Source organism: Quatrionicoccus australiensis (assembly GCF_020510425.1).
Taxonomy (GTDB): Bacteria; Pseudomonadota; Gammaproteobacteria; order Burkholderiales; family Rhodocyclaceae; genus Azonexus; species Azonexus australiensis_A.
Genome location: NZ_JAHBAH010000001.1, coordinates 159,898 through 184,102, shown reverse-complemented (window position 1 = coordinate 184,102; position 24,205 = coordinate 159,898). Strand labels below are relative to the sequence as shown.

The window sequence follows — 24,205 nt, the reverse complement described above, 5'->3', positions numbered from 1 at the left end:
GCAAAAAACATAAGTGGCTAACGAAACCCGACGTCTTTGATGCCTGTAAGTAATGCAATTTGCCGCCGCAGTCTTGCCAGACTTTCCGGCTCATTGCCTCCCTTTAGGCCCAGAAACCCGTCCCATGAAGGAATTTCCGTTTTGACAGCGATGCGCTCACCATCTTTTAGGCGAATTTCTAACTGAACATATTTGTCGTTTTCGCCTGAAGTCTTTATGTATGACTGAATCGAATCTAAAGCATCGAAAGGAAGAACTCTTGTTTTCCTTCCCAACCGATAGCGAAGCTCCATCGTTTGCGTCTGATGTTTGAAAACGATTTCGTGTGGTCTTCGAAGCAGCGTAGCTAATACAAGTACTGTGATCAGTGCTAGCGGCGGTCCCCACCAGAAAGCGTTGATATCTCGGCGGAAAAATTCGCCCGCAACTGCTGCCATAAGAAACGGAAGGAACACCAGCATCCATGTTCCTGTGTCTGGTTCGATTGCAATGTCATCGGATTCCGGGTTCATTGTGCTTATTGAGGTGACGCCCAACGTTTAGTAGGCACCTTGGCAGGTGCCTACTTCTGCCAGAGGTGGTGTATATAGTGGCAAATTATCACTCAGCATATTGATTCGTTTGATTTTGTTGGTGACTACCAGGACTGACGATTTGATTTTTACACCTCAAACCTAAAGCAAACCAAAAGGGTCAGAGCGCATAAGAAAAACATTCCGGCTCCCCCAAGGTTATTGAGGGCCGCGGAAAATGAAATTCGACTTGAGATTACGCGATATGCATCACCGGCTCAAGCGTGATTTTCCCGATCCCCTCAGCCTTTCGCCTTCCTCCCCGCCAGAATCTCCGGCAACTTCACCTCTATCCAGTCGGCCAGCGCCTCCACCTTCTCCCCGACTTCCTCGCCGAGCGGCGTCAGCTTGTATTCGACATGCGGCGGTACGACGGGGTAGGAAATCCTCTCCACGAAGCCGTCGCCTTCCAGCCATTGCAGGGTCTGGGCGAGCATTTTTTCGCTGATGCCGTTGACCTTGCGGCGCAGGTCACTGAAGCGGTGGGTGCCGCTGCGCAGGGCGACGAGGAGCAGGACGCCCCAGCGGCTGGTGACGTGTTTGAGGACTTCGCGCGAGGGGCATTTTTCGGCGAAGAGCTGGCCGCGCTGCATGAGTTCGGCGAAGCCGGGGCGTGGGGTGTCGGTGTCAGGCATTTTGTACTTACCTTTTTGTGCGTACTTACTAAAAGTTAGCGATGTCGCTATTCTGCCGGCTCCCCCCACCGAAACAAAGGAAATTCATCATGATCGTCATCACCGGCGCCTCCGGCCAGCTTGGCCGCCTTGTCATCGAAGCCCTGTTGCAGACAGTTCCGGCCGGCGAAATCGTTGCTGCCGTGCGCAATCCCGAGAAAATCGCCGATCTGGCGGCGCGCGGCGTGCAGGTGCGCGTTGCCGATTACGACCAGCCGGCCAGCCTGGCCGCCGCCTTTGCCGGCGCCGACAAGCTGTTGCTGATTTCGGCCAACGAGGTCGGTCGCCGCGTGCCGCAGCATCGCGCCGTGATCGAGGCGGCCACGGCGGCCGGCGTCGGCCTGCTCGCCTATACCAGCATTCTGCATGCCGATAGCTCGCCGCTGCCGCTCGCCGCCGAGCACCAGGAAACGGAAGCCCTGATCCGCGCCTCCGGCCTGCCGGCGGTGATCCTGCGCAACGGCTGGTACACCGAGAACTACCTGGCCGGCATCCCGACCGCGCTGCAGTACGGCGTGGTGCTGGGCAGCGCCGGGGCCGGACGCATTGCGTCGGCGGCGCGTACCGACTATGCCGCGGCGGCGGCTGCCGTGCTGACGCGCGACGACCAGGCCGGGCACATCTACGAACTGGCCGGCGACGAGTCCTACACGCTGGCCGAACTGGCCGCCGAAATCGCCAAACAGTCGGGCCAGGCGGTCAACTATCAAAATTTGCCGGAAAGCGAATTCAAGGCCGCGCTGCTCGGCGCCGGCTTGCCGGATTTCCTGGTGACCTTGCTGGCCGAGTCCGATGTCGGTGCATCCAAGGGCGGCTTGTTCGACGACAGCCGTCAGCTGAGCCAGTTGATCGGCCGGTCGACGACATCGCTGGCCAACATGGTCGCGGCGCAACTGGCGGCGACTGCCGCTTAAGCCCCTGATGCGGCTTGCCGCGGTTCGGCCCACGTGGGCTGGTCGCGCTGAGCCGGTGTTTTTCGAGCCGCCTTTGTCAGGCGGCTTTTTTATTTCTCCGGGCAGGCCGGTGTGGCGCAATAATCAAGGTGTCGGAAATCCGATGGTGGATTTGCCGCCAGCCTCGGGAAACCGGCGGGGGTTCTGGTGCTGTTCGAATTTTCATGAATAAAATCAGTTGCTTGATTTTATTTTGTGTCGGCCGTTTGGCTGGCACGCTGCCTGCATTGTATTTGTTCGCCAACGCTGTCCGCTGCTATAGCCACTGAACTGGAGATGACATGAAACGCTTTGCCCTGATCACCACGCTTGCTGCCGTTCTGAGCACCACCATCGCCTTGCCGGCCCATGCCGACGAGTCGCCGACCCTGAAGAAAATCAAGGAAGGCGGCAGCATTACGCTCGGCCACCGCGAATCCTCGATTCCCTTTTCCTACTACGACGACAAGCAGCAGGTCATCGGTTATTCGCATGAAATGATGTTGAAGGCAGTCGATGCGATCAAGGCCGAGCTCAAGCTGGCCAAGCTCGATACCAAGCTGATGCCGGTGACTTCCGCCAACCGCATCACGCTGATCCAGAACGGCACGGTCGATATCGAGTGCGGCTCGACGACCAACAACCTGGAGCGCCAGAAGCAGGTCGGTTTTTCGAGCACTATTTTCGTGATCGGCACCCGCCTGATGACCAGGAAGACTTCCGGGATCAACGATTTCGCCGATCTTGCCGGCAAAAACGTGGTGACCACGGCCGGCACGACCTCCGAGCGCCTGATTCGCAGGATGAATGAAGACAAGAAGATGGGCATGAACGTGATTTCCGCCAAGGATCACGGCGAAGCCTTCCTGACCCTGGAAACCGGCCGCGCCGTCGCCTTCATGATGGACGACGCGCTGCTCTTCGGTGAAATGGCCAAGGCCCGGAAGCCGGCCGACTGGACAGTGGTCGGTACGGCACAATCGAAGGAAGCCTACGGCTGCATGCTGCGCAAGGACGATCCGGGCTTCAAGAAGGTGGTCGATGCGGCGCTCAACAAGGCCATGACCTCCGGCGATGCCGAAAAGATCTACGCCAAGTGGTTCATGAACCCGATTCCGCCTAAGGGCCTGAATCTCAACATGCCGCTCTCCGACGACATGAAGGCCTTGTACAAGGCCCCGAACGACAAGGCTTACGAGTAAGCGGACCAGGCCGGCGCCTCACCTGCTTGCGGGGGAGGGCGCCTTCTTGCTGAGGAGACAAACATGAATTACCAATGGAACTGGGCTGTCTTCCTGCAGCCGAGTGCGACCGGTGATGGCAGCTATCTGGACTGGATGTTGTCCGGTTTCAAAATGACCATCTCGCTGTCGTTGACCGCCTGGGTCATCGCGCTGCTGCTCGGGGCGCTGGTCGGCGTCCTGCGCACCGTGCCGAACCGGCTCCTGTCCGGACTGGCGACGGCCTACGTCGAGATGTTCCGCAATGTGCCGCTGCTCGTGCAGCTCTTCATCTGGTACTTCGTGTTGCCGGAACTGCTGCCGGTCAGCATCGGCGATGCCTACAAGCAGGCCAACCCGGTGGTGCAGCAATTCCTCGCCTCGGTGGTCTGCCTCGGCTTGTTCACCAGTGCCCGTGTCGCCGAGCAGGTGCGCGCCGGCATCAACTCGCTGCCGCGCGGCCAGAAGAATGCCGGTCTGGCGCTTGGTTTCACGCTGCCGCAAACCTACCGCTACGTGATGCTGCCGATGGCCTTCCGCCTGGTTGTGCCGCCGCTGACCTCGGAGTTTCTCAATGTCTTCAAGAATTCCGCCGTCTGCTCGACGATCGGCCTTCTTGAACTCGCTGCCCAGGGCCGCCAGCTGGTCGATTACACGGCGCAGCCCTTCGAGTCCTTCATCGCCGTGACGGTGTCCTACATCATCATCAACGTGACCGTGATGACCCTGATGCACAAGTTCGAGAAACGCATCGCGGTGCCCGGTTATATCGGAGGCAAATAATGACTTACGAATTCGACTGGTCCTCCATCCCCGGCGCCTTGCCCTTCCTCTGGGAGGGCATGAAGGTCTCGCTGGAAATCACCGCGCAGGCCATCGTGGTCGGCATCGTCTGGGGCACCTTGCTGGCCATGATGCGGCTGTCGTCGATCAAGCCGCTGTCCTGGTTTGCCGCCGGCTACGTCAACCTGTTCCGCGCCGTGCCGCTGGTCATGGTGCTGCTCTGGTTCTTCCTGATCGTGCCGAAGTTCATCGAGACGCTGTTCAACTTTCCGCCCGGCGCCGACCTGCGCCTTTCTTCGGCGATGATGGGTTTTGCGCTGTTCGAGTCGGCTTACTACTCGGAAATCATCCGCGCCGGCATCCAGAGCGTACCGAAGGGGCAGATCTCGGCTTCCTACGCGCTCGGCATGACCTACGCCCAGGCGATGCGCCTGGTCGTGCTGCCGCAGGCCTTCCGCAACATGGTGCCGCTGCTCCTGACCCAGGCCATCATCCTTTTCCAGGACACCTCGCTGGTCTATGTCTCGGCGCTCGCCGACTTTTTTGGTGCCGCCTACAAGGTGGGCGACCGTGACGGTCGACTCGTCGAAATGCTGCTTTTTGCCGGCGCCGTCTATTTCGTCATCTGCTTTTCCGTGTCCCGCCTGGTAAAGCGTTTCCAGAACAAGCAGCCGGCCTGATCCCGGCCGCAAGGAGAATCCCATGATCAAGATTGAAAACGTCAGCAAGCATTACGGCAGTTTCCAGGTGCTCACCGATTGCACTACCTCGGTGAGCAAGGGCGAGGTGATCGTCGTCTGCGGCCCGTCCGGTTCCGGCAAGTCGACGCTGATCAAGTGCGTCAATGCCCTGGAGCCGTTCCAGTCCGGCCAGATCATCGTCAACGGCATCTCGGTCGGCGATCCGAAAACCGATCTGCCCAAACTGCGCTCGCAGGTCGGCATGGTCTTCCAGAATTTCGAACTGTTCCCGCACATGAGCATTACCGAGAATCTGGCCATCGCCCAGGTCAAGGTGCTCGGCCGCAGCAGGGAAGAAGCCATGGACAAGGGCCTCAAGCTGCTTGAGCGGGTCGGCCTCAAGGCGCATGCCAGCAAGTTCCCCGGCCAGCTGTCCGGCGGCCAGCAGCAGCGCGTGGCAATCGCCCGGGCGCTCGCCATGGACCCGATCTGCATGCTGTTCGACGAGCCGACTTCGGCGCTCGACCCGGAGATGGTCAACGAAGTGCTCGACGTAATGACCGAACTCGCCCAGGAAGGCATGACCATGATGTGCGTGACGCACGAAATGGGCTTCGCGCGGCGCGTCGCCAATCGCGTGATCTTCATGGACCAGGGCCGCATCGTCGAAGACGACGCGAAGGAAGCCTTCTTCGCCAATCCGCGTTCGGAACGGGCGCAGCAGTTCCTCGCCAAGATCCTGCACCACTGATGCGCCAGAGCAGTCTGACCAGGCGCGTTGCCACGCCGGCCGGTTTTGCCCGGTCGGCAGCGGTCGACCGTCCGGATCGGCCATTTTTCCCGCCGCCTGGCGGGTTTCCGCTTTCTCGATGAACATGACCGAAAGCAGCACCTCCATCCCCGTTGCCTTGCCGCAGCCGCACCGCGCGCTGGGGGTGATGGCCGTGCTGGTGCTGCTGCTGGTGACGGCGCTGTTTGCCTACCGGGTTTCCGAAAAGCAGGGCTTCGGGCAGATGCGCGACGAGTCCAGCCACCAGCTGGACATTCTTGCCGCCGCGATCGACAGCGAAGTGACGCGGCACGCCTCGATTCCCAGCGCCGTCGAACTCAATCCCGACGTGCTGGCCCTGCTGCGCGCCCCGGCCGGGCGCCAGGAGCGGCTGCAGGGCGCCGCCAACCGCTTCCTGCAAAAGCTCAACGACCACCTCGGCGGCCCGGTCATTTTTGTCCTCGATACGAGCGGCAAGGTGGTCGCCTCGAGCGACTGGATTTTCTCCGACAACCTGCTCGGTGCCGACCTTTCCTACATGCCGCTGTTTCGCGGCGCGGTGGCCGGCGTGCCGGGCCGGCACTACGCGGTCGACAATGTGCGCAAGGAGCCGGGCTATTTCTTCGCGCTGCCGATCCGCGACGAGCAGCAGGAGTGGAAGGTGATCGGCGTCGCCGTCGTCAAGTCCAGCCTGCACGAGCTGGAGCGGCGCTGGCTGGGGCAGGATGCGCCGGCCCTGATCGTCGACCCGAACGGCATCGTGCTGCTCGCTTCGCCGCCGGAGTGGCGTTACGCGACGCTGCAACCAAAAAAACCGGAAGAACTGGCGCGCATCAGCCGCGAACAGTTTGCCGGCCAGCCGCTCGGCGCCACCTCGCTCGATATCGCCATCGATGCCGCCCAGGACGGCGCCGTGGTCCACCTGTCGCGCGAGCTGAAAAGCGTTTCCGGGCCGCTCCAGGGCGCGCGCTCCTATCTCGCGCTGAGCCGCCATCTGCCGGGCACCGCCTGGCGCATCATCGTCTTTTCCGACCTGCGCCCGGTCGCCGTGCAGGCATCGACGCATGCCGCGCTGGCCGCTGCGGCAATCGGCTGTTTGCTGCTCTGGCTACTCTTTCTCAGCCAGCGCCGGCGCCTGGCGCGCGGTCGCGAAGAAACCCGCCTGATGCTCGAACAGGCCAACCAGGAGCTGGAACGCAATGTCGCGGCACGCACTGCCGATCTCTCCGAGGCGGTGGCCGGGCTGCAGCGCGAAGTCGCCGAGCGCCAGCGTGCCGAGCAGACCCTGCGCGCCGCCCAGGACGAACTGGTGCAGGCCGCCAAGCTGGCCGTGCTCGGCCAGATGGCGACCGGCATCACGCATGAACTCAGCCAGCCGCTCGGTGCCATTCGTACCTTGTCGGCGAATGCCGTCGAGTTCATGCATCGCGGCGATCTGGCGACGGCCGAGCGCAATCTTGGCATCGTCGGCCAGCTTGCCGAACAGGCCGGCGGCATCATCACGCCGCTCAAGACTTTCGCCCGCAAGTCGCCGGCGCTGTCGGTGGCGGTCGATGTGGCGCAGGCGGTCGATGCCGCGCTCTTCCTGTTCGAGGCGCGCCTGAAAAAGATGAGCGTAGCGGTCGACCGCAAATTTTCGGCCGATTCCTGGATTGCGTGGTGCGACCAGAACCGCCTGCAGCAGGTGCTAGTCAACCTGATCGGCAATGCCCTCGACGCCATGGCCGACGAGCCGGTGCGCAGCCTCTCCTTCAGCGCCGAGCGCGCCAGTTCCGGCCAGGTCGCGCTGGCGGTCAGCGACAGTGGTTTCGGCTTCAGCGAAGAAGCGCTGGCACATTTGTTCGAACCGTTTTTCACGACCAAGCAGCCGGGCGAGGGCCTCGGTCTCGGCCTGACCATTTCGCGCGACATCCTGCGCGACTTCGGCGGCGACCTGATGGCCGGTCCGGCGCCCGGCGGCGGCGCGCGTTTTGTTATCCTGTTGCCGGCGGTTCCGGCCGCCAATCCTGTCACTGAAAAGGTTTAGGCCATGAAACCCCAGCTCTCCGTCCTGCTTGTCGAAGATGATGCGAATGTTCGTCTCGGTTGCGAGCAGGCCATGCAACTGGCCGGCATCGCCGTCACGGCGGTGAGTTCGGCGGAAGAGGCGCAGCGTCTGCTGCAGGCCGGTTATCCCGGCGTCGTGGTGAGCGACATGCGTCTGCCCGGCATCGACGGCATGGCCTTGTTGCGCTGGGTCGTGCAGCTCGATCCGGACCTGCCGGTGATCATCATCACCGGCCACGGCGACGTGACCCTGGCGGTCGAAGCCATGCGCAGCGGCGCCTACGATTTCATGCAGAAACCGTTCTCGACCGGCGATCTGGTCGATGTCGTCCGCCGCGCGCTGGAAAAACGCGAGCTGGTCCTCGAAGTCGAAGCCCTGCGCCGCCGCCTCGATCATCGCGACGATCTCGAAGCCCGCCTGATCGGTCGTTCGCCGCAGATGGCGCGGGTGCGCCAGCTGATTCTCGATGTCGCCGACGCAGCGGTCGACGTGCTGATTTTCGGCGAAACCGGCACCGGCAAGGAAATGGTGGCGCGCTGCCTGCACGACCTGTCGCAGGCGGCGCAGGAAAACTACGTCGCGATCAATTGCGGCGGCATGGCCGACAACCTGCTCGACAGCGAACTCTTCGGCCACGAATCGGGCGCCTTCACCGGCGCCCAGAAGCGGCGCATCGGCAAGATCGAATACGCCAGCGGCGGCACGCTCTTCCTCGACGAAGTCGAATCGATGCCGATGAACATGCAGATCAAGCTGCTGCGCGTTTTGCAGGAGCGCGTCATCGAGCGCCTCGGCGCCAATCAGCAGATTCCCGTTTCCTGTCGCGTCGTCGCGGCGAGCAAGGAAGATCTCAAGCTGGCCTCCGATCAGGGTCGCTTCCGCGCCGACCTGTATTACCGCCTCAACGTCGTGCGCATCGAACTGCCGCCGCTGCGCGAACGCCGCGAAGACATCCCGGCGCTCTACGACCAGTTCCTGCTGCAGGCCGCCAAGCGCTACAACCGGCCACCGCCGCCGGTGACCAGCGATTACCTGCATCGCCTGATGGCGCAGGAATGGCCGGGCAACATCCGCGAACTGCGCAATGCTGCCGACTGCCACGCCCTCGGCATCAGTCGCGACAGCATGGCGCCGGGCTGCGGTAATGCCGTGCCATCGCTGACCGAGGCCGTCGAGAATTACGAGCGCGGCCTGGTCGCCAGCGAATTCGCCCGCCAGGAAGGCAACATCGCGCGTACCAGCGAAGCCCTCAAGATCGCCCGCACGACCCTGCACGACAAGCTGAAGAAGTACGGTTTGATCTGATCGACCCTGGCACTGCGCGCAGCGGGAGCGATGCGCCGCACCAGGATGCCGGCAAGGTGATCGGGCACAATCTGATCGCTTTTGGCGCCGGCGGCCGGATATATATCCGCGCCTTCCTGCAATCGGCGCGTCTTTTCCGCTTTACTCAGTTGCCTTCGGCCTGACGCACGACTGCGATGTCGCGCGCCGGCGGGGTGCCGAACATGCGCCGGTATTCGCGGCTGAATTGCGACGGGCTTTCGTAGCCGACGCGGTGCGCCGCCGAGGCGGCATCGTGGCGTTCGGCCAGCATCAGGCGGCGGGCTTCCTGCAGGCGCAGCTGCTTCTGGTACTGCAGCGGCGTCATCGCGGTCAGCGCCTTGAAATGATGGTGCAGCGACGACTTGCTCATGTTGGCGATGCCGGCCAGGTCGTCGATGCGGATCGGCTGCGCCAGGTTCTGCCGTAGCCAGCCGATGGTGCGCGCCACCTGGTGGCTGTGGCTGCCGCTTACCGCAGCGTCGCGCAGGCGTGGGCCGAGCGGGCCGCTGAGCAGGTGGTAAAGCAGTTCGCGCTCGATCAGCGGGGCAAGCACCGGGATGTCGTCCGGCGTGTCGAGCAGGCTGGCCAGGCGCAGCGCGGCGTCCTTGACGCGGGCTTCCAGCGGCGCCACGGCGAGGGCGCGGGCGACGCCGGATTCGCTGCGCGGCAGCGCCGGCAGCTGGTTGCAGATTTCGGCAATCTTCAGTGGGTCGAGGGCGACCGCCAGGCCGAGATAGGGCTCGCTGGCCGAGGCGCGGGTGATTTGTGCCGCCATCGGCAGGTCGACCGATGAGACGATGTAATGCCGCGCATCGTAATCGAAGACCTCGTCGCCCAGCGTGATCCGCTTGGCGCCCTGGGCCATCATCCCGAAGGCGGAAAGTGCGATCGTGCAGGTCGGCGAACTGACGCAGCTGCCGCGGAACAACAGCAATCCCGGGACGCGCGTCGTGATGTTGCCATCGCCCGGGCAGTGGCGGTCGATCAGGTCGGCCAGGGGCGACTGGTGCGGGGTGCGGGAATCAATCCGGTTGGGCATGGTCACAAGCAAGGTCAAGGTGTTCGCCAGCGTAGCTGCTTTGTCCTTTTTCAGCGAGGGGGCGAACTGCGTTTCTGGAGGATCAGGCAATAAGTTCGCAGTTTTGGGTTAGCGCCTGTCCGGCCGGCGGCCCCAAACTCTGCCCATGGCGTCGGTGGCAGGTACCGCCGGCAGATCAACCCCACCGAGGATTCCCGTGATGATTGAACTCAATGTAAATGGCAAGCTGGTCCGGCTTGATGTCGATCCCGAGACGCCGCTGCTCTGGGCCTTGCGCGACACGCTGCAACTGACCGGTACCAAGTACGGTTGCGGCCAGGGCCTGTGCGGCGCCTGTACCGTGCATGTCGATGGCTCGCCGCTGCGCGCCTGTTCGACACCGGTCTCGGCGGTGGTCGGACGCAAGATCAGCACCATCGAGGTGGTCGAGGCCGAGCGGGTCGGCAAGGCGGTGCAGGCGGCCTGGCGCAAGCTCGACGTCGTGCAGTGCGGTTACTGCCAGTCCGGCCAGATCATGAGCGCCGTTGCCTTGCTGCGCCAGAACCGCAAGCCGAGCGACGCCGACATCGACGCCGCCATGTCCGGCAACCTGTGCCGCTGCGCGACTTATGTCCGGATCCGCGCCGCCATCCACGAAGCTGCCCGCAGCCTGGCTTGAGGAGAATCAGCATGCGTGAAATGAACATTGAAAACCTGAGCCGCCGCCGTTTCCTGCAGGGCGGCGCCGGCCTGACCCTGGGCTTCTGCCTGCCGTCCCTGGTGGCCGCAGCAACGGCTGAAAAAATGCCGGTGGCGACCTTCGAAGCCAATGCCTTCCTGCGCATTGGCAGCGACAACACGGTGACAGTGCTGTCCAAGCACCTTGAAATGGGGCAGGGCACCTACACCGGCCTCGCCACCCTCCTTGCCGAAGAACTCGATGCCGACTGGGCACAGATGCGCGTCGAGGGCGCTCCGGCCGATGCCAAGCGCTACAACAACCTGCTGATGGGGCCGATCCAGGGCACCGGCGGCAGTACGGCGATGGCCAATTCCTGGCAGCAGATGCGTCAGGCCGGTGCCGCCGGGCGGGCGATGCTGGTTGCGGCAGCGGCGCGGCAGTGGCAGGTGGCAGCGGACGAAATCGTGGTCGAGGCGGGCAAGCTGACTCACCCGGCCAGCAAGCGTTCGGCAAGCTTCGGGCAACTCGCCGAAGCGGCCGCCAAGGAAGCCGTGCCGAGCGAGGTCAAACTCAAGGATCCGAAGGATTTCAAGCTGATCGGCAAGACCGCCAAGCGGCGCGATTCGGCCGACAAAACCAATGGCACGGCGAAATTCACGCAGGACGTGCAGTTGCCCGGCATGCTGGTCGCCGTCGTCGCGCACCCGCCGCAGTTCGGCGCCACGGTCAAGGCCTTCGACGCGAGCAAGACCCGGGCGATCAAGGGCGTGGTCGATGTCGTGCAGATTCCGCAAGGCGTTGCCGTGCTCGCCAAAGACACCTGGAGCGCCAAGCTTGGTCGCGATGCGCTGCTGGTGACCTGGGACGACAGTGCCGCCTTCAAGCTGGGCAGCGACGAGATCCTCGCCCGCTACAAGGAACTGGCCAAGACGCCCGGCCTGGTGGCTCGCAAGGAAGGTGATGTCGCTGCCGCTTTCGCAGCGCCGGCCAAGGTGGTCAGGGCGAGTTACGATTTTCCCTATCTGGCGCATGCCGCGATGGAGCCGATGAACTGCGTCATCCAGCTCAAGCCCGATGCCTGTGAAGTCTGGAATGGCGAGCAGTTCCAGACGGTCGACCAGGGGAATCTCGCGCATTTGCTCGGCCTCAAGCCGGAACAGGTGAAACTCAACATGCTGTACGCCGGTGGCAGTTTCGGCCGGCGCGCATCGACGCATTCCGATTACTTGCTCGAGGCGGCGCACATCGTCAAGGCGATCAATGGCCGGGCGCCGGTCAAGCTGGTCTGGCTGCGCGAGGACGACATGCGCGGCGGCTATTACCGGCCGCTTTTCCATCACGCCCTGGAAGCGGCGCTTGATGGCAGCGGCAAGCTGGTCGGCTGGAAACACCGGCTGGTCGGGCAGTCCATCCTGGCCGGCTCGCCGTTCGAGGCGATGATGGTCAAGGACGGCATCGACCACGTTTCGGTCGAAGGCGCTGCCAATCTGCCCTATGCCATTCCCAATCTGACGGTCGACCTGCATACGCCGACCGATATCGGCGTGCCGGTGCTGTGGTGGCGCTCGGTCGGTTCCTCGCATACCGCCTTTTCGACCGAAGCCTTCCTCGACGAGGTCGCGGCCGCTGCCGGCAAGGATCCGCTTACCCTGCGCCAGGAGTTGCTGGCGGCCCACCCGCGCTATCTCGCCGTGCTCAAGCTGGCGGCTGACAAGGCTGGCTGGGGAACCAAGCTCAAGGCCGGCAAGGCCGGGGAACGACGTGGTCGCGGCATCGCCATCCACGAATCCTTCCACAGCATCGTTGCCCAGGTCGCCGAGGTCACGGTCAGTAAAGACGGCAGCCTCAAGGTCGATCGCATGGTCTGCGCGGTCGACTGCGGAACGGCGATCAATCCGGACAACATCCGCTCGCAGGTCGAGGGCGGCATCGGCTTCGCGCTGTCGGCCGTGCTGCACGGTGAAATCACGCTTAAGGAAGGGCGCGTCGAGCAGGGTAATTTCGATGGCTACGCGCCGCTGCGCATCGGCGAGATGCCGAAGGTGGAAGTGCATATCGTGCCTTCGGCGGCGCCGCCGACCGGGATCGGCGAGCCGGGCGTGCCGCCGGTGGCGCCGGCCGTCGCCAATGCCATCGCGGCGGCGACCGGCAAGCGCGTGCATCGGTTGCCGATCCGGCCGGCCGACCTGCTGGCCTGAGCGGGAGGCGGACATGGATAGCCTGGATACGCAGGTGCTCGCCGCCGCCAGGCGCTGGGCCAACGAAGGGCGGCGCTTCGCGCTGGTCACCGTGGCCCGGACCTGGGGCTCGGCGCCGCGCCCGCCCGGCGCCTGGATGATCCTGCGCGACGATGGCATGGTGCAGGGCTCGGTTTCCGGCGGCTGCATCGAGGACGACCTGATCCGGCGCAAGCTGGTCGGCGAGTTTTCCGATGGGCTACCGCAGGTTGTGCGCTACGGCGTGACGCAGGACGAGGCGCACCGCTTCGGCCTGCCTTGCGGCGGTACGCTCGAGCTGGTCGTCGAGTCGGCGCCGGATTGTGCTGCCCTTGACGCGCTCGCCGAACGCATTGCCGGCGGCCAACTGGTCCGCCGCGAACTCGATCTGGCGAGCGGCCGGGTGGTCATTCACGCCGGTGCCGCCGGCGACGCGCTGGCCTGGGACGGCGCGACGCTGAGCACGCCGCACGGCCCGGCCTGGCGCCTGCTGATCATCGGCGCCGGGCAGATCTCGCGTTACCTGGCGGGCATGGCGCAGGCGCTCGGCTACCGCGTGCTGGTCTGCGATCCGCGCGAGGAGTTCGCCGGCGAATGGGACGTGCCCGGCGCCGAGCGCGTAGCGGGTATGCCTGACGACGTGGTCAACGAACTGGCGCTCGATCCGCGCAGTGCCGTGGTGGCGCTGACCCACGACCCCAAGCTCGACGACATGGCGCTGCTCGAAGCGCTCAAGTCGCCGGCCTTCTACGTCGGGGCGCTCGGTTCGCAGCTCAACAACGACAAGCGGCGCGCCCGCCTGCTCGAATATTTCGACCTGACCGCTGCCGAGGTGGCGCGCCTGCACGGGCCGGTCGGTCTGCCGATCGGCAGCCGCACGCCGCCGGAAATCGCCGTCTCCATCCTGGCCGAGATGACTGCGGTCAAGAACTCGGTGCAGCCGGTGACGGCCGGCGCGGCGCGCGAGGCCGATCCTTACGCCTGCCGCGTCGGATGAGCCGGGGCGTCGTCGGCATCCTGCTCGCCGCCGGTTTCGCCCGGCGTTTCGGCAGCGACAAGCGGTTGCAACGCCTGGCCGACGGCCGCGCGATGGCCGTGGTCGCCGCCAGCCAGTTGCGTCAGGCGGGCGTGCCGGTGATCGCTGTCGTGCGCCCGGCGGATGCGCTACTCGCCGAACTGCTTGCAGCCGCCGGGTGTGAGGTGGTCAGGGCGCCGGCTGCGCAGCTCGGCATGGGGCATAGTCTGGCAGCCGGCGTTGCGGCGAGTCCGGATGCGGCGGGCTGGCTGGTCGCCCTGGCCGACATGCCGCGCCTGCAGGTTGCCTCGCATCGCGCCGTGCTCGCCGCGCTGCACGCCGGCGCGAGCCTCGCGCGCAGCGAACATGGCGGGCAGGCCGGGCATCCGGTCGGTTTTGCCGCGCGCTGGCGCGAACAACTGCTTGCCCTGAGCGGCGACGCCGGCGCGCGCCAACTGGTGCAGGCGGGCGCAGCCGAGCTGGTGCGCTGTCCGGTCGATGATCCCGGAGTGCTGTTCGACGTCGATCTGCCCGCCGATCTCGCCTGAGCCGGTGGGCAAAATTGCCCGTTTTTTGCGGTCGACCGGTGGCCGGCCGGCGACATAGGGCCTGACGACAGGCGCCGCCTGGGCTATGATTGTCCGATTGCCACAAGATAGATCCAAGAATGAACCCGACCCCCCTGAACGATGCCGATCTCGATCGTCTCGAAGAACTGCTTGAAGCCAATATTTTCAATGGCGATGCGATGCGCCTCGACGAAATCCAGGCCATTTTGTGCGCCATCGTGAGTGGACCGGTGGCCGTGCCGCCGACCGCCTGGTTGCCGGAAGTGCTGGGCGAAGGCATGGCCTCGGCCGAGGGCGATCCCATCCTCGGCGAAGCGGTCGAACTGCTGATGCGCCTCAACAACGACATCGCCGCCGCGCTGCTCGCCGATGAAACCGTGTCGCCGGTGCTCTATCCGCTCGACGAAAAGTGCGAAGACTACGACTACGCCGCCTGGGCCGATTCCTACGTGTTCGGGGCCGGCATGGCCGGCGACTGGTATGAGCTGGCCGGCAAGCATGCCGACGACCTGTCCGAGCTGCTTGAACCGATGTTCCTGTTGAACGGCATGCTCAAGGAAGACGTCGAGAAAAGCGGCGAGCGCTGGTTTGCGCCGGCCGAAGAAGCCCGCCTGGTTGCCGACATCCAGGAAAACCTGCCGGTCATCGTGCAGACGCTGTACAACTTCTGGCGCAACAAGCGCGCCGGCGGCACGGTCAAGCGCGAAGAGCCGAAGTCCGGTCGCAACGATCCGTGCCCCTGCGGCAGCGGTCGCAAATACAAGCAATGCTGCGGTTCGCCGGAAAAGCTGAACTGATCCGGATCCGGCATGCGAAAAGGGCCGCTCGTCGAGCGGCCCTTTTGCTTTTCGGCTTTTAGCCGAGGTCGACCGGTACGAACAGGCGCGAGTCGCCGCGCTCGACCAGGATGGCGACGCGCTTGCCGGCCTTGCTGACCAACTGGCGCAACTGCTCGGTGCTGCTCACCGCTTCGCCATTCACCGAAACGATGATGTCGCCGGGCTGGATGCCGGCGCGGGCAGCCGCGCCGCTCGCATCCTGGACGAGCACGCCGCCCTTGAGCTCGGCGCGGCGCTGCTCTTCCGGCGTCAGGGCACGGACCGCGACACCAAGCCGGCCCTTGTTGGGTTCGGCGCTGTCGTTGCTCGCCACCTTGGGTTCGCTGAAACTGCCGACTTTGGCTTCGATGACGCGGCTGGCACCGTTGCGCCAGATCTGCAGCTTGGCCGTCTCGCCGGCAGCCATGCCGGCGACGATGGCAGGCAGTTCGCCGGAGCCGGCGATTTCGCGGCCGTTGATGGCGAGAATGACGTCGCCCGGTTCGAGGCCGGCCTTGGCGGCCGGGCTGCCTTTTTCGACCGAACTGACCAGTGCACCGTTGGGCTTTTTCAGACCGAAGGAATCGGCCAGCGACTGGTTGATGTCCTGGATGGTGACGCCGAGCCGGCCGCGCTGCACCTTGCCGCTGGTCACGATCTGCTTTTCGATGCCCATCGCGACCTCGATCGGGATGGCGAAGGACAGGCCCTGGTAGCCGCCGCTGCGCGAGTAAATCTGCGAATTGATGCCGATCACTTCGCCGGCCATGTTGAACAGAGGGCCGCCCGAGTTGCCAGGATTGACCGCGACGTCGGTCTGGATGAAGGGCACGTAGCTGCCGTCGGGCAGGGTGCGCGACTTGGCCGAGACGATGCCGGCGCTGGCGCTGTTCTCGAAGCCGAAGGGCGAACCGATGGCGAGCACCCATTCGCCGACGCGCGTGTTGGCAGCGCTGCCGATCTTGACGGTGGGCAGGTTGCTGGCCTCGATCTTGAGCACGGCGACGTCGCTCGCCTTGTCGAGGCCTTTGACCTTGGCTTTGAATTCGCGCTTGTCGGTGAGCTTGACGGTGACTTCCTCGGCGCCCTCGACGACGTGGGCGTTGGTCAGGATGGTGCCGTCGCTGGTGACGATGAAGCCGGAGCCCTGGCCGCGCACCGGCGTTTCGCCGCCGCGCGGCTGGGCGCCGCGGAAACGGCGGAAGAATTCGTAGAAGGGATCGTCCGGGTCGATCTGCAACTGGTCAGCCTGGTTGTTGCCGGTCTTGCGCGAGCCGGTGACGCTGATATTGACCACGGCCGGTCCGTTGCGCTCGACGATCGTTCCCATGTCGGGCAGGGCGGCGCCCGGCGCGATGACCGGCGTTGCGGCGACCGGGGCGGGCGGGGTGGCGGCATTGGCTTCGCTGATCGTCTGGACGTGACCGAGCGAGTAGGCGCCGCCCAGGGCGGCGCTCAGGGCCAGGGCAATCACGGTGAGTTTCAGTTTGCGTACAGGCATGGCTGCTTTCTCCATTTTGTCTTTGTGGAAAATCCGGTGATCGTGGTTCAGGGCATCTGTTCGAGGCTGCTGCGCGTCTGGCGGCGGTCGACTTCGACGCTGGCCAGCTGGGTGGCAGCGCTTGGTGCACGTACCGCGCGGGTGTCGTTCTCGGCCATGGCAGCGCCGCCGAACAGGGCGCCGCTGCCGCCAGCGAGCAGGGCCAGGCGCAGGATGGCCCAGCGCAGGTTGTGGAGCGGGGAACGGGCCACTTGGCGCCGCTCGGGCAGGCCGAGGTAGGTGCGCGAGGTGGCAATGAAATTGGCGATGCTTGTCGCTTGCCGGGGATCGGTGATCAGCATGGCGGGGTCCTCTGCAAAAAAAGCACAGATGCCATGTTTGCCCAGAACGCCGGATTTTCAAGTACCCTTTTTGCGACGGTTTGTATCACGATGTTGCCAAGGGTAATCCCATGAAAATCTACCTCGCCGGTCCCGATGTCTTTCGTCCCGATGCCCTCGCCTGGGCCGAAGAGGCGCGCCGTGCGTGTCATGCTGCCGGACATCAGGCGCTGGTCCCGCTCGATGGTGTCGAAACGACGGCGGCGGGCATTTATTACGCCAATATCGGGCTGATCCGCGCCGCCGATGCGGTGCTTGCCAATCTCAACCCGTTTCGCGGCTGCGAGCCGGATTCCGGCACCTGTGTCGAGGTCGGCTTTGCGCTGGCGCTGGGCAAGCCGGTATTCGGCTATCTTGCTGTGGCGGAAGGAACGACCGAGCGCGTCGCCCGTCTGGCCGGGGCGCCGCTGGACATTCGCGACGGCCGGGCAGTCGACCGCGACGGCTTGTGCGTCGAGGATTTCGGCCTGCCGCTCAACCTGATGCTGGCGGTGCCGGTGCGCCTGGTGGTCGGTGGTCTGGGCGAGGCGCTGGCGCTGTTGAACGCCGGCTAGGCGGCGAGTCGGGCGAGCGGGTCCTGGCGGTAATAGTCGCGCAGCAGGGCGTAGAGCTCGGGATATTCGGCGGTGAGCAGCGCTGGCTGCTCGAAGAAATTTTCGCTGAGCACTGCGAAGAACTCGGCCGGATGCTCGCTGGCGTAGGGATCGATGCGCGTTTCCTCGCCGCTGTCCACGCGCTGGCAGAAGTCTTCCCAGGCGGCGAAAAACACCTTTTCCCAGCGGTCGACCGGTAAGCCGGCATGCAAGGCAGGAATGCCGTCGGCTTCGCCATTCAGCATGTCGAGCTTGTGGGCGAATTCGTGGATGACTACGTTGTAGCCGTCGCCGGCCATCTGCGCGTCGCGCCACGAGATGATCAGCGGCCCGCCTTCCCAGGCTTCGCCGGAGAGCACGTCGTCGTATTCATGCACGACGCCGTCCTCGTCGGCCATTTGCCGGGGTACGACGAACTCGTCCGGGTAAATCACGATGCCGACCCAGCCGCGATAGGCGCTCAGCCCGAATTCGAGGATGGGCAGGCAGCCCTGGGCGGCAATCGCGACGCACATCGCGTCGTTCAATTCGAGGCCGCCACCGGTGCTGAATTCCTTTTCGGCGAGGAATTCCTCGGCGAGCAATTTCAGCCTTTTTTGCTCGTCGACCGTCAGGACGGCGAGAAAGGGCAGACCGGCCACGGTCTGCGCCCAGAGGTCGGCGGCAATCTCGGGGCGGCGCCGGCCGCGCAGCCAGTCGAAGAGGCCCATTATTTCTTCGTGGTCAGCCAGATGCCGGTGAAGATCAGCGCGATGCCGAGGTAGTGGTACCAGTACGGGATTTCGCCGAGGAACAGGGCCGAGAGCAGGGTGCCGAAGACCGGCATCAGGTGGATGAACAGGCTGGCCTTGTTGGCGCCGACTTCGGCGACGCCGCGGTTGTAGAAAATGTAGCCGACGAAGCTCGGGAAGACGCCGACGTAGGCAATCGAAGCGAGTGATGCTGCGTGCAGGTTGATCTGCCGGCCGCCGGCGATTTCCCAGAGATAGGCCGGGGTCAGCGCGAGCAGGCCGACCGCGGTCATTGCGCCGAGCATCAGCATCGGATGCACGCCGGCCGGGCGCCAGGCGAGACCGACCGTGTAGATCGCCCAGACCAGCACGGCGCCGAGCATCCAGACGTCGCCGAGATTGAGGTTGAGATGCAGCAGGATGTTGAAGTCGCCGTGCGCGACGATGGTCAGCGCGCCGCATAGCGAGATCAGCACGCCGATGCCTTCGATCCGGCGCAGGTGCTTGCCGAGGAAGGCCCAGGAAATCGCGATGGTGGCGACCGGGATGAAGGAATTGAGCAGCACGGCATTGGTCGCCGAGGTGTATTGCAGCGCGATGTAGGCGAAGGTGTTGTAGCAGCCGACGCCGAGCACGCCGAGCAGCAGCACCGGCTTCCAGCCCTGTTTCAGTTGCGGCCACTGCGTTTTCAGGTGTGGCAGTGCGAGCGGCAGGACAAGCAGCAGCGCAATCGCCCAGCGCCAGAAGGCGAGGGCCATCGGCGGCACATCGGCGCGCACGCCGCGGCCGATCACCATGTTGCCCGACCAGAACAGTGCGGTCAGGGTCAGCAAGAGGTAGGGGCTGGTCAGGAAGTTGTGGTGTTTTGCAGTCATGGCGGGATTATGCCTGAGCCGGGAGAGGCCTTTCAGAGCGGATATCCCCAATAGGGTTCCCGCTGTTTGTCGGGAAGGCGCATTCGCCGGCATCGCTTGCCGCTTCCCGGACGGTATAATTCGCGGCATGGTTTCCGTCGTTCATTCCGTCGCCGCCCAGAGCGACTTCGATAAGTTCCTCGCCACCCTCTCCGCAGGGTTGGCCGAGCCCGATGCAGAGCGCCTGAAAAAGGCCGTTGAATACGCCTGGGAGAGCTACGGCGACCGGGTGCTCGGCAGCGGCGAGCGGGTCTGGTCGCACGCACTGGGCATGGCGGTGATCATCGCCGGTCTCAAGCTCGACGCCGAATCGCGCATCGCCGCCATGCTCTTTGCCATTCCGTCCTACGACGAGCATGGCGTGGCGCGCATCGAGGAAAAATTCGGCAAGCCGGCGGCACATCTGGTCGCCGGCGTTTCCCGCCTCGATCGTCTGCGGCCGATCACCAAGGGCTTTGTCGCGGCCAATATCGAGGCTGGCGAAGTCAATCCGGCCGAGGTCAAGGCGCAGGTCGAAGTGCTGCGCAAGATGCTGCTCGCCATGGTCGAGGACATCCGCGTCGTGCTGCTGCGCCTGGCCAGCCGGACGCAGACCCTGCGCTTCTATGCGGCCAACCCGGACGACCTGCGCGTCCAGGTGGCGCGCGAAACGCTGGAGCTCTATTCGCCGCTCGCCAACCGGCTCGGTGTCTGGGAACTGAAGTGGGAACTGGAAGACCTGTCCTTCCGCTTCATCCACCCGGATACCTATAAAAAAATCGCCAAGATGCTCGACGAGAAGCGCAGCGAGCGCGAGCAGTTCATCGTCGAAGCCGTCGCCAGGGTGCGTCAGGAGCTGGCTGCGGTCGGCGTTGAAAAGGCCGAGATCTACGGCCGCCCGAAGCACATCTACAGCATCTGGAACAAGATGCGCAAAAAGGGCGTCGAGTTCTCTGAGGTCTATGACGTGCGCGCCCTGCGCATCATCGTCGACGACCTCAAGGACTGCTACACCGCGCTTGGCATCGTGCATAACCTGTGGTCGCCGATTTCCAAGGAATTCGATGATTACATCTCGAATCCCAAGGGTAACAACTACCGCTCGCTGCATACTGCCGTGCGCTGCCCGGATGGGCGCAGCCTGGAAATCCAGATCCGTACCTGGGAAATGCACAAGCACGCCGAACTCGGCGTTGCCGCCCACTGGCGCTACAAGGAAGGCAGCAAGCGGGTCGGTGGTGACGACTACGACGACAAGATCGCCTGGCTGCGCCAGCTGCTGACCTGGAAGGACGAAGTCGCCGACAGTTCCGACTGGGTGTCGCGCTACAAGCAGGCGGCGCTCGACGAAACGCTCTATGTCATGACGCCGCAGGGCAAGGTGGTCGACCTGCCGCAGGGCTCGACGCCGGTCGACTTCGCCTACCGCGTGCATACCGATCTCGGTCATCGCTGTCGCGGCGCCAAGGTCAACGGTCATCTGGTGACGCTCAATACGCCGCTCGAGACCGGGCAGCAGGTGGACATCATCACCGCCAAGGTCGGTGGGCCGTCGCGCGACTGGCTCAACCCGACGCTGAACTACATTCATACCAAGAGCGCGCGGGTCAAGGTGCGTGCCTGGTTCTCGAACCTGGCGCTGGAAGAAACCCTGGCCGAAGGCCGGGCAATCGTCACCAAGGAATTGCAGCGGGCCGGCCAGACCGGGGCCAATATCGAGGAGTTGTCGCACAAGCTCGGCTTCTCGCGTGCCGACGACATGTATATCGCCGCAGCGCGTGGCGAGATGAACCTGCGCCAGTTCCAGACCGTGGTGCGCGGTGGCGACCTGCTCGCCGAAACGCTGGCGCCGGACGAGGTGCAGACGCGGCCGAGCAAGCCGGTCGAAGGCAACCAGGGCATCCTGATCGTCGGCGTGGACAAGTTGCTGACCCAACTGGCGCGTTGCTGCAAGCCGGCACCGCCCGACGAGATCCAGGGCTTCATCACGCGCGGCAAGGGCATCTCGATCCACCGCATGGATTGCTCCAATTTTGCCAATCTTGCCGCCATGCACCCGGAGCGCGTCATCGAGACCGACTGGGGGGTGCAGACGACCGGCGTTTTTGCTGCCGACATCGTCGTCGATGCGCATGACCGGCAAGGCCTGCTGCGCGATATTTCGGAAATCTTCACGCGCGAAAAGCTCAACGTCGTCGGCGTCAATACCCAGTCCAAGCAGGGCAAGGCGCACATGAGCTTTACCGTCGAAATCACCAACCTGCAGCAGATGCAGAAAACGCTGACCCTGATCCACGATGTCGAAGGCGTGGTCGGCGTGCGGCGCGCCTGACCGGAGAAAAGCGATGAAGGGAAATTTTGCGGCCATTGCGCTGGCGGTGATCGGGGCGCTGGCCCTGGCGGTCAATCTCGATCTGCTCGAAATCGATCTGGTCAATCTGCTGCGCAAATGGTGGCCGCTGGCGCTGATTGCGCTGGGCGTGGCGCTTTACTTCACGCCGGACGACCAGCCGCGCCGCTAGGTTTGGTCCTGCTGCCTGCGGGGCTGCATTTGCAGGTGCGGTGAACAAACAAAAGGGCAGAAATGCGGCGAGTACCGCATTTCTGCCCTTTTTTCAGCGTCGACCGTTCAAACGCCGCCCAGCGTCAGGCGCAGTTCGCCCTGCGCATTGTGCGGCTTGGCCCGGGCCGAGCGCCGGCGCTGGTACACGCCCTGGCTGTTCATGTCCCAGCCCTGCTGGTTGTCAGCCATGTAGAACTTGAGGCCTTCGGTGATGACGCGCTTTTTCAGCTTGGGATCGAGAATCGGGAAGGCGAGTTCGATGCGCTTGAAGAAATTGCGCTCCATCCAGTCGGCGCTGGACAGATAGACCGATTCCTTGCCGCCGGCGAAGAAATAGAAAATCCGGTGGTGTTCGAGGAAGCGGCCGATGATCGAGCGGACGCGGATGTTGTCCGACAGGCCTGGCACGCCTGGGCGCAGCGCACAGACGCCGCGCACGATGAGATCGATCGAGACGCCGGCCTGCGAGGCTTCGTAGAGGGCGTTGATGACCTCGGCTTCGAGCAGCGAATTCATCTTGGCGACTATGCGCGCCTTGCCGCCAGCTCGCGCCGTTTCGGCCTCGGCCTGGATCGCGGCAACGACGTTCGGTTGCAGCGTGAATGGCGCCTGCCACAAGTGTTTCAGCGTGCGCGCCTTGCCCAGACCGGTCAACTGCTTGAAAACTTCGGAAACGTCGTGGGTGATTTCCTCGTTGGCGGTCATCAGGCCGAAGTCCGAGTAAAGGCGGGCAGTACGCGGGTGATAGTTGCCGGTGCCGAGATGGGCGTAGCGCTTGAGGCCGCCTTCTTCACGGCGCACGATGAGCAGCGCCTTGGCGTGCGTCTTGTAGCCGACCACACCATAGACGACATGCGCGCCGACTTCTTCGAGCTTGGTCGCCCAGCTGATGTTGGCTTCTTCGTCGAAGCGCGCCATCAGTTCGACGACGACGGTGACTTCCTTGCCGTTCTGCGCGGCGCGGATCAGCGACTGCATCAGCACCGAGTCGGTGCCGGTGCGATACACCGTCATCTTGATCGCGACGACATTCGGGTCGCTGGCCGCCTGGTTGAGCAGTTCGATGACCGGCGAGAACGACTGGTAGGGATGGTGCAGCAGGATGTCGCCGCGGCGGATGCTGGCGAAAATATTGACGCCCTTGCCGACCGCCTTGGGAATGCCGGGCACGAAGGAGGAAAACTTCATCTCCGGACGGTCGACCCAGTCCGGCACCTGCATCAGGCGAACCAGGTTGACCGGGCCATGTACGCGGTAGAGATCGGCATCCTTGAGGCCGAACTGGGCGAGCAGGAATTCGGTCATTGCCGGCGAGCAGTTGTCGGCCACTTCGAGGCGCACGGCATCGCCGAAATGGCGGTGCGGCAGTTCGCCCTGCAGCTTGGTGCGCAGGTTGGTGACTTCTTCTTCGTCGACGAAGAGGTCGGAGTTGCGCGTGGCGCGGAACTGGTAGCAGCCGAGCACGCTCATGCCGGTGAATAGTTCGCCGACAAATTCGTGCAGGATGGACGACAGGAAAACGAAGCCGTATTCGCAACCGGCCAGTTCTTCCGGCAGGCGGATGACGCGCGGCAAAACACGCGGCGCCTGGACGATGGCGGCGTTGGAACTGCGCCCGAAGGCGTCCTTGCCTTCGAGCTCGACGGCGAAATTGAGGCTCTTGTTGAGCACCTTGGGGAAGGGGTGCGACGGATCGAGTCCGATCGGCGTCAGCACCGGCACCATCTCGCGGATGAAGTAATTGCGGATCCATTCGCGCTGCGCTTCGTTCCACGACGAGCGACGCAGGAAGCGGATGCCTTCTTCGGCCAGTGCCGGCAGGATCACGTCGTTGAGGTGCAGGTATTGTTCGGTGACGATGGCATGCGCTTCGGCCGAAACCAGGCGGAAGGCCTCATGCGGCGTCTTGCCGTCGGTGGTCGGAACCTGCGCGTTGGCCTTGACCTGTTCCTTGAGGCCGGCCATGCGGATCTCGAAAAACTCGTCCATGTTGCTGGACACGATGCACAGGAAGCGCAGGCGCTCGAGCAGCGGCACCCGTTCGTCTTCCGCCTGGGCCAGCACGCGCCGGTTGAAGGCGAGCATACCGAGTTCGCGGTTGAGATAGTTCTCGGTCGGGAAGCGGGGTTTGATTTGGGGATGATGCATCGCGCGCTCCATGTGTTTTCTGAAGTATATTCCTTAAGCCCATCATTTTGTTGCACTAATGTTTCAGTGTGATGA

23 protein-coding genes are annotated in these 24,205 nt (G+C 64.0%); 15 read left to right on the top strand and 8 right to left on the bottom strand.

What is annotated here, in order from left to right:
* Positions 1–17: 17 nt before the first annotated feature.
* Complete coding sequence (locus KIG99_RS00960; RefSeq protein WP_226458357.1) at positions 18–512, bottom strand: hypothetical protein; 495 nt, start codon at positions 510–512, stop codon at positions 18–20.
* A 302-nt stretch (positions 513–814) separates the two neighbouring features.
* The gene (locus KIG99_RS00955) at positions 815–1,207 is read right to left on the bottom strand and encodes a winged helix-turn-helix transcriptional regulator (RefSeq protein WP_226458356.1); all 393 of its coding nucleotides are present in this window, start codon (positions 1,205–1,207) and stop codon (positions 815–817) included.
* 89 nt (positions 1,208–1,296) lie between these two features.
* Here KIG99_RS00955 and KIG99_RS00950 point away from each other — a divergent pair, with 89 nt between their 5' ends.
* The 7 genes from KIG99_RS00950 (at position 1,297) to KIG99_RS00920 (ending at position 8,982) form a co-directional block, all read left to right on the top strand.
* Complete coding sequence (locus tag KIG99_RS00950; RefSeq protein ID WP_226458354.1) at positions 1,297–2,160, top strand: SDR family oxidoreductase; 864 nt, start codon at positions 1,297–1,299, stop codon at positions 2,158–2,160.
* Between the two features lie 320 nt (positions 2,161–2,480).
* Positions 2,481–3,380 carry a glutamate/aspartate ABC transporter substrate-binding protein gene (locus KIG99_RS00945; protein ID WP_226458353.1) on the top strand — a complete coding sequence of 300 codons (900 nt, stop codon included), beginning with the start codon at positions 2,481–2,483 and terminating at the stop codon, positions 3,378–3,380.
* A gap of 63 nt (positions 3,381–3,443) precedes the next feature.
* The gene (locus KIG99_RS00940) at positions 3,444–4,181 is read left to right on the top strand and encodes an amino acid ABC transporter permease (protein WP_226458352.1); all 738 of its coding nucleotides are present in this window, start codon (positions 3,444–3,446) and stop codon (positions 4,179–4,181) included.
* Positions 4,181–4,861 carry a glutamate/aspartate ABC transporter permease GltK gene (gene gltK, locus KIG99_RS00935; RefSeq protein WP_226458351.1) on the top strand — a complete coding sequence of 227 codons (681 nt, stop codon included), beginning with the start codon at positions 4,181–4,183 and terminating at the stop codon, positions 4,859–4,861. Before KIG99_RS00940 ends, gltK begins: the two co-directional genes overlap by 1 nt.
* 22 nt (positions 4,862–4,883) lie before the next feature.
* Complete coding sequence (locus KIG99_RS00930) at positions 4,884–5,612, top strand: amino acid ABC transporter ATP-binding protein (protein ID WP_226458350.1); 729 nt, start codon at positions 4,884–4,886, stop codon at positions 5,610–5,612.
* A gap of 118 nt (positions 5,613–5,730) precedes the next feature.
* Entirely contained in the window at positions 5,731–7,656 is a 1,926-nt protein-coding gene (locus KIG99_RS00925) for a sensor histidine kinase (protein ID WP_226458349.1), read from the top strand.
* A gap of 3 nt (positions 7,657–7,659) precedes the next feature.
* Entirely contained in the window at positions 7,660–8,982 is a 1,323-nt protein-coding gene (locus KIG99_RS00920) for a sigma-54-dependent transcriptional regulator (RefSeq protein ID WP_226458348.1), read from the top strand.
* 145 nt (positions 8,983–9,127) lie between these two features.
* On the opposite strand, the gene KIG99_RS00915 is transcribed toward KIG99_RS00920, so the two are convergent.
* On the bottom strand, positions 9,128–10,060 hold the full coding sequence (locus KIG99_RS00915) for an AraC family transcriptional regulator (protein ID WP_226458347.1): 933 nt from the start codon (positions 10,058–10,060) through the stop codon (positions 9,128–9,130).
* Positions 10,061–10,241: 181 nt separating this feature from the next.
* Between KIG99_RS00915 and KIG99_RS00910 the strand changes: the two genes are divergently transcribed.
* The 5 genes from KIG99_RS00910 (at position 10,242) to KIG99_RS00890 (ending at position 15,300) form a co-directional block, all read left to right on the top strand.
* Positions 10,242–10,700 carry a (2Fe-2S)-binding protein gene (locus tag KIG99_RS00910; protein WP_226458346.1) on the top strand — a complete coding sequence of 153 codons (459 nt, stop codon included), beginning with the start codon at positions 10,242–10,244 and terminating at the stop codon, positions 10,698–10,700.
* Positions 10,701–10,711: 11 nt separating this feature from the next.
* On the top strand, positions 10,712–12,901 hold the full coding sequence (locus KIG99_RS00905) for a xanthine dehydrogenase family protein molybdopterin-binding subunit (protein WP_226458345.1): 2,190 nt from the start codon (positions 10,712–10,714) through the stop codon (positions 12,899–12,901).
* A 13-nt stretch (positions 12,902–12,914) separates the two neighbouring features.
* A complete protein-coding gene (locus KIG99_RS00900) occupies positions 12,915–13,916 on the top strand; it encodes an XdhC family protein (RefSeq protein WP_226458344.1) in 1,002 nt (333 codons plus the stop codon).
* A complete protein-coding gene (locus KIG99_RS00895; protein WP_226458343.1) occupies positions 13,913–14,482 on the top strand; it encodes a nucleotidyltransferase family protein in 570 nt (189 codons plus the stop codon). The genes KIG99_RS00900 and KIG99_RS00895 overlap by 4 nt, the downstream gene beginning before the upstream one ends.
* A 119-nt stretch (positions 14,483–14,601) precedes the next feature.
* A complete protein-coding gene (locus KIG99_RS00890; RefSeq protein ID WP_226458342.1) occupies positions 14,602–15,300 on the top strand; it encodes a YecA/YgfB family protein in 699 nt (232 codons plus the stop codon).
* 58 nt (positions 15,301–15,358) lie between these two features.
* Here the strand turns inward: KIG99_RS00890 and KIG99_RS00885 are convergent, their stop codons facing one another.
* Both KIG99_RS00885 and KIG99_RS00880 read right to left on the bottom strand, forming a co-directional pair.
* Entirely contained in the window at positions 15,359–16,822 is a 1,464-nt protein-coding gene (locus KIG99_RS00885; protein WP_226458341.1) for a DegQ family serine endoprotease, read from the bottom strand.
* Positions 16,823–16,869: 47 nt separating this feature from the next.
* Positions 16,870–17,163, bottom strand: a complete 294-nt coding sequence (locus KIG99_RS00880; RefSeq protein ID WP_226458340.1) for a hypothetical protein — start codon at positions 17,161–17,163, stop codon at positions 16,870–16,872.
* A 110-nt stretch (positions 17,164–17,273) separates the two neighbouring features.
* Here KIG99_RS00880 and KIG99_RS00875 point away from each other — a divergent pair, with 110 nt between their 5' ends.
* Positions 17,274–17,756, top strand: coding sequence for a nucleoside 2-deoxyribosyltransferase (locus tag KIG99_RS00875; protein ID WP_226458339.1), 483 nt, complete (start codon positions 17,274–17,276; stop codon positions 17,754–17,756).
* On the opposite strand, the gene KIG99_RS00870 is transcribed toward KIG99_RS00875, so the two are convergent.
* A complete protein-coding gene (locus KIG99_RS00870) occupies positions 17,753–18,505 on the bottom strand; it encodes a M90 family metallopeptidase (RefSeq protein ID WP_226458338.1) in 753 nt (250 codons plus the stop codon). The two genes, KIG99_RS00875 and KIG99_RS00870, sit on opposite strands and share 4 nt — an antisense overlap.
* Positions 18,505–19,401: a DMT family transporter gene (locus KIG99_RS00865; protein WP_226458337.1), complete on the bottom strand. Its 897-nt coding sequence runs from the start codon at positions 19,399–19,401 to the stop codon at positions 18,505–18,507. Before KIG99_RS00865 ends, KIG99_RS00870 begins: the two co-directional genes overlap by 1 nt.
* Before the next feature lie 127 nt (positions 19,402–19,528).
* Between KIG99_RS00865 and KIG99_RS00860 the strand changes: the two genes are divergently transcribed.
* A complete protein-coding gene (locus tag KIG99_RS00860; RefSeq protein WP_226458336.1) occupies positions 19,529–21,751 on the top strand; it encodes a RelA/SpoT family protein in 2,223 nt (740 codons plus the stop codon).
* A gap of 13 nt (positions 21,752–21,764) precedes the next feature.
* The gene (locus KIG99_RS00855; protein ID WP_226458335.1) at positions 21,765–21,941 is read left to right on the top strand and encodes a LiaI-LiaF-like domain-containing protein; all 177 of its coding nucleotides are present in this window, start codon (positions 21,765–21,767) and stop codon (positions 21,939–21,941) included.
* A gap of 107 nt (positions 21,942–22,048) precedes the next feature.
* Here KIG99_RS00855 and ppk1 read toward each other — a convergent pair whose 3' ends face one another.
* Positions 22,049–24,130: a polyphosphate kinase 1 gene (gene ppk1, locus KIG99_RS00850; protein WP_226458334.1), complete on the bottom strand. Its 2,082-nt coding sequence runs from the start codon at positions 24,128–24,130 to the stop codon at positions 22,049–22,051.
* Between the last annotated feature and the right edge of the window lie 75 nt (positions 24,131–24,205).

What these genes read in the sequence shown, in the direction of transcription:
- KIG99_RS00900 (WP_226458344.1), top strand. Translation starts at nt 12,915, where the DNA reads ATGGATAGCCTGGATACGCAGGTGCTCGCCGCCGCCAGGCGCTGGGCC.
- KIG99_RS00870 (WP_226458338.1), bottom strand. Translation starts at nt 18,505, where the DNA reads ATGGGCCTCTTCGACTGGCTGCGCGGCCGGCGCCGCCCCGAGATTGCC.
- KIG99_RS00895 (WP_226458343.1), top strand. Translation starts at nt 13,913, where the DNA reads ATGAGCCGGGGCGTCGTCGGCATCCTGCTCGCCGCCGGTTTCGCCCGG.
- KIG99_RS00855 (WP_226458335.1), top strand. Translation starts at nt 21,765, where the DNA reads ATGAAGGGAAATTTTGCGGCCATTGCGCTGGCGGTGATCGGGGCGCTG.
- KIG99_RS00930 (WP_226458350.1), top strand. Translation starts at nt 4,884, where the DNA reads ATGATCAAGATTGAAAACGTCAGCAAGCATTACGGCAGTTTCCAGGTG.
- KIG99_RS00860 (WP_226458336.1), top strand. Translation starts at nt 19,529, where the DNA reads ATGGTTTCCGTCGTTCATTCCGTCGCCGCCCAGAGCGACTTCGATAAG.
- KIG99_RS00910 (WP_226458346.1), top strand. Translation starts at nt 10,242, where the DNA reads ATGATTGAACTCAATGTAAATGGCAAGCTGGTCCGGCTTGATGTCGAT.
- KIG99_RS00960 (WP_226458357.1), bottom strand. Translation starts at nt 512, where the DNA reads ATGAACCCGGAATCCGATGACATTGCAATCGAACCAGACACAGGAACA.
- KIG99_RS00880 (WP_226458340.1), bottom strand. Translation starts at nt 17,163, where the DNA reads ATGCTGATCACCGATCCCCGGCAAGCGACAAGCATCGCCAATTTCATT.
- KIG99_RS00945 (WP_226458353.1), top strand. Translation starts at nt 2,481, where the DNA reads ATGAAACGCTTTGCCCTGATCACCACGCTTGCTGCCGTTCTGAGCACC.
- KIG99_RS00890 (WP_226458342.1), top strand. Translation starts at nt 14,602, where the DNA reads ATGAACCCGACCCCCCTGAACGATGCCGATCTCGATCGTCTCGAAGAA.
- KIG99_RS00905 (WP_226458345.1), top strand. Translation starts at nt 10,712, where the DNA reads ATGCGTGAAATGAACATTGAAAACCTGAGCCGCCGCCGTTTCCTGCAG.
- KIG99_RS00885 (WP_226458341.1), bottom strand. Translation starts at nt 16,822, where the DNA reads ATGCCTGTACGCAAACTGAAACTCACCGTGATTGCCCTGGCCCTGAGC.
- KIG99_RS00925 (WP_226458349.1), top strand. Translation starts at nt 5,731, where the DNA reads ATGAACATGACCGAAAGCAGCACCTCCATCCCCGTTGCCTTGCCGCAG.
- gltK (WP_226458351.1), top strand. Translation starts at nt 4,181, where the DNA reads ATGACTTACGAATTCGACTGGTCCTCCATCCCCGGCGCCTTGCCCTTC.
- KIG99_RS00950 (WP_226458354.1), top strand. Translation starts at nt 1,297, where the DNA reads ATGATCGTCATCACCGGCGCCTCCGGCCAGCTTGGCCGCCTTGTCATC.
- ppk1 (WP_226458334.1), bottom strand. Translation starts at nt 24,130, where the DNA reads ATGCATCATCCCCAAATCAAACCCCGCTTCCCGACCGAGAACTATCTC.
- KIG99_RS00920 (WP_226458348.1), top strand. Translation starts at nt 7,660, where the DNA reads ATGAAACCCCAGCTCTCCGTCCTGCTTGTCGAAGATGATGCGAATGTT.
- KIG99_RS00955 (WP_226458356.1), bottom strand. Translation starts at nt 1,207, where the DNA reads ATGCCTGACACCGACACCCCACGCCCCGGCTTCGCCGAACTCATGCAG.
- KIG99_RS00875 (WP_226458339.1), top strand. Translation starts at nt 17,274, where the DNA reads ATGAAAATCTACCTCGCCGGTCCCGATGTCTTTCGTCCCGATGCCCTC.
- KIG99_RS00940 (WP_226458352.1), top strand. Translation starts at nt 3,444, where the DNA reads ATGAATTACCAATGGAACTGGGCTGTCTTCCTGCAGCCGAGTGCGACC.
- KIG99_RS00865 (WP_226458337.1), bottom strand. Translation starts at nt 19,401, where the DNA reads ATGACTGCAAAACACCACAACTTCCTGACCAGCCCCTACCTCTTGCTG.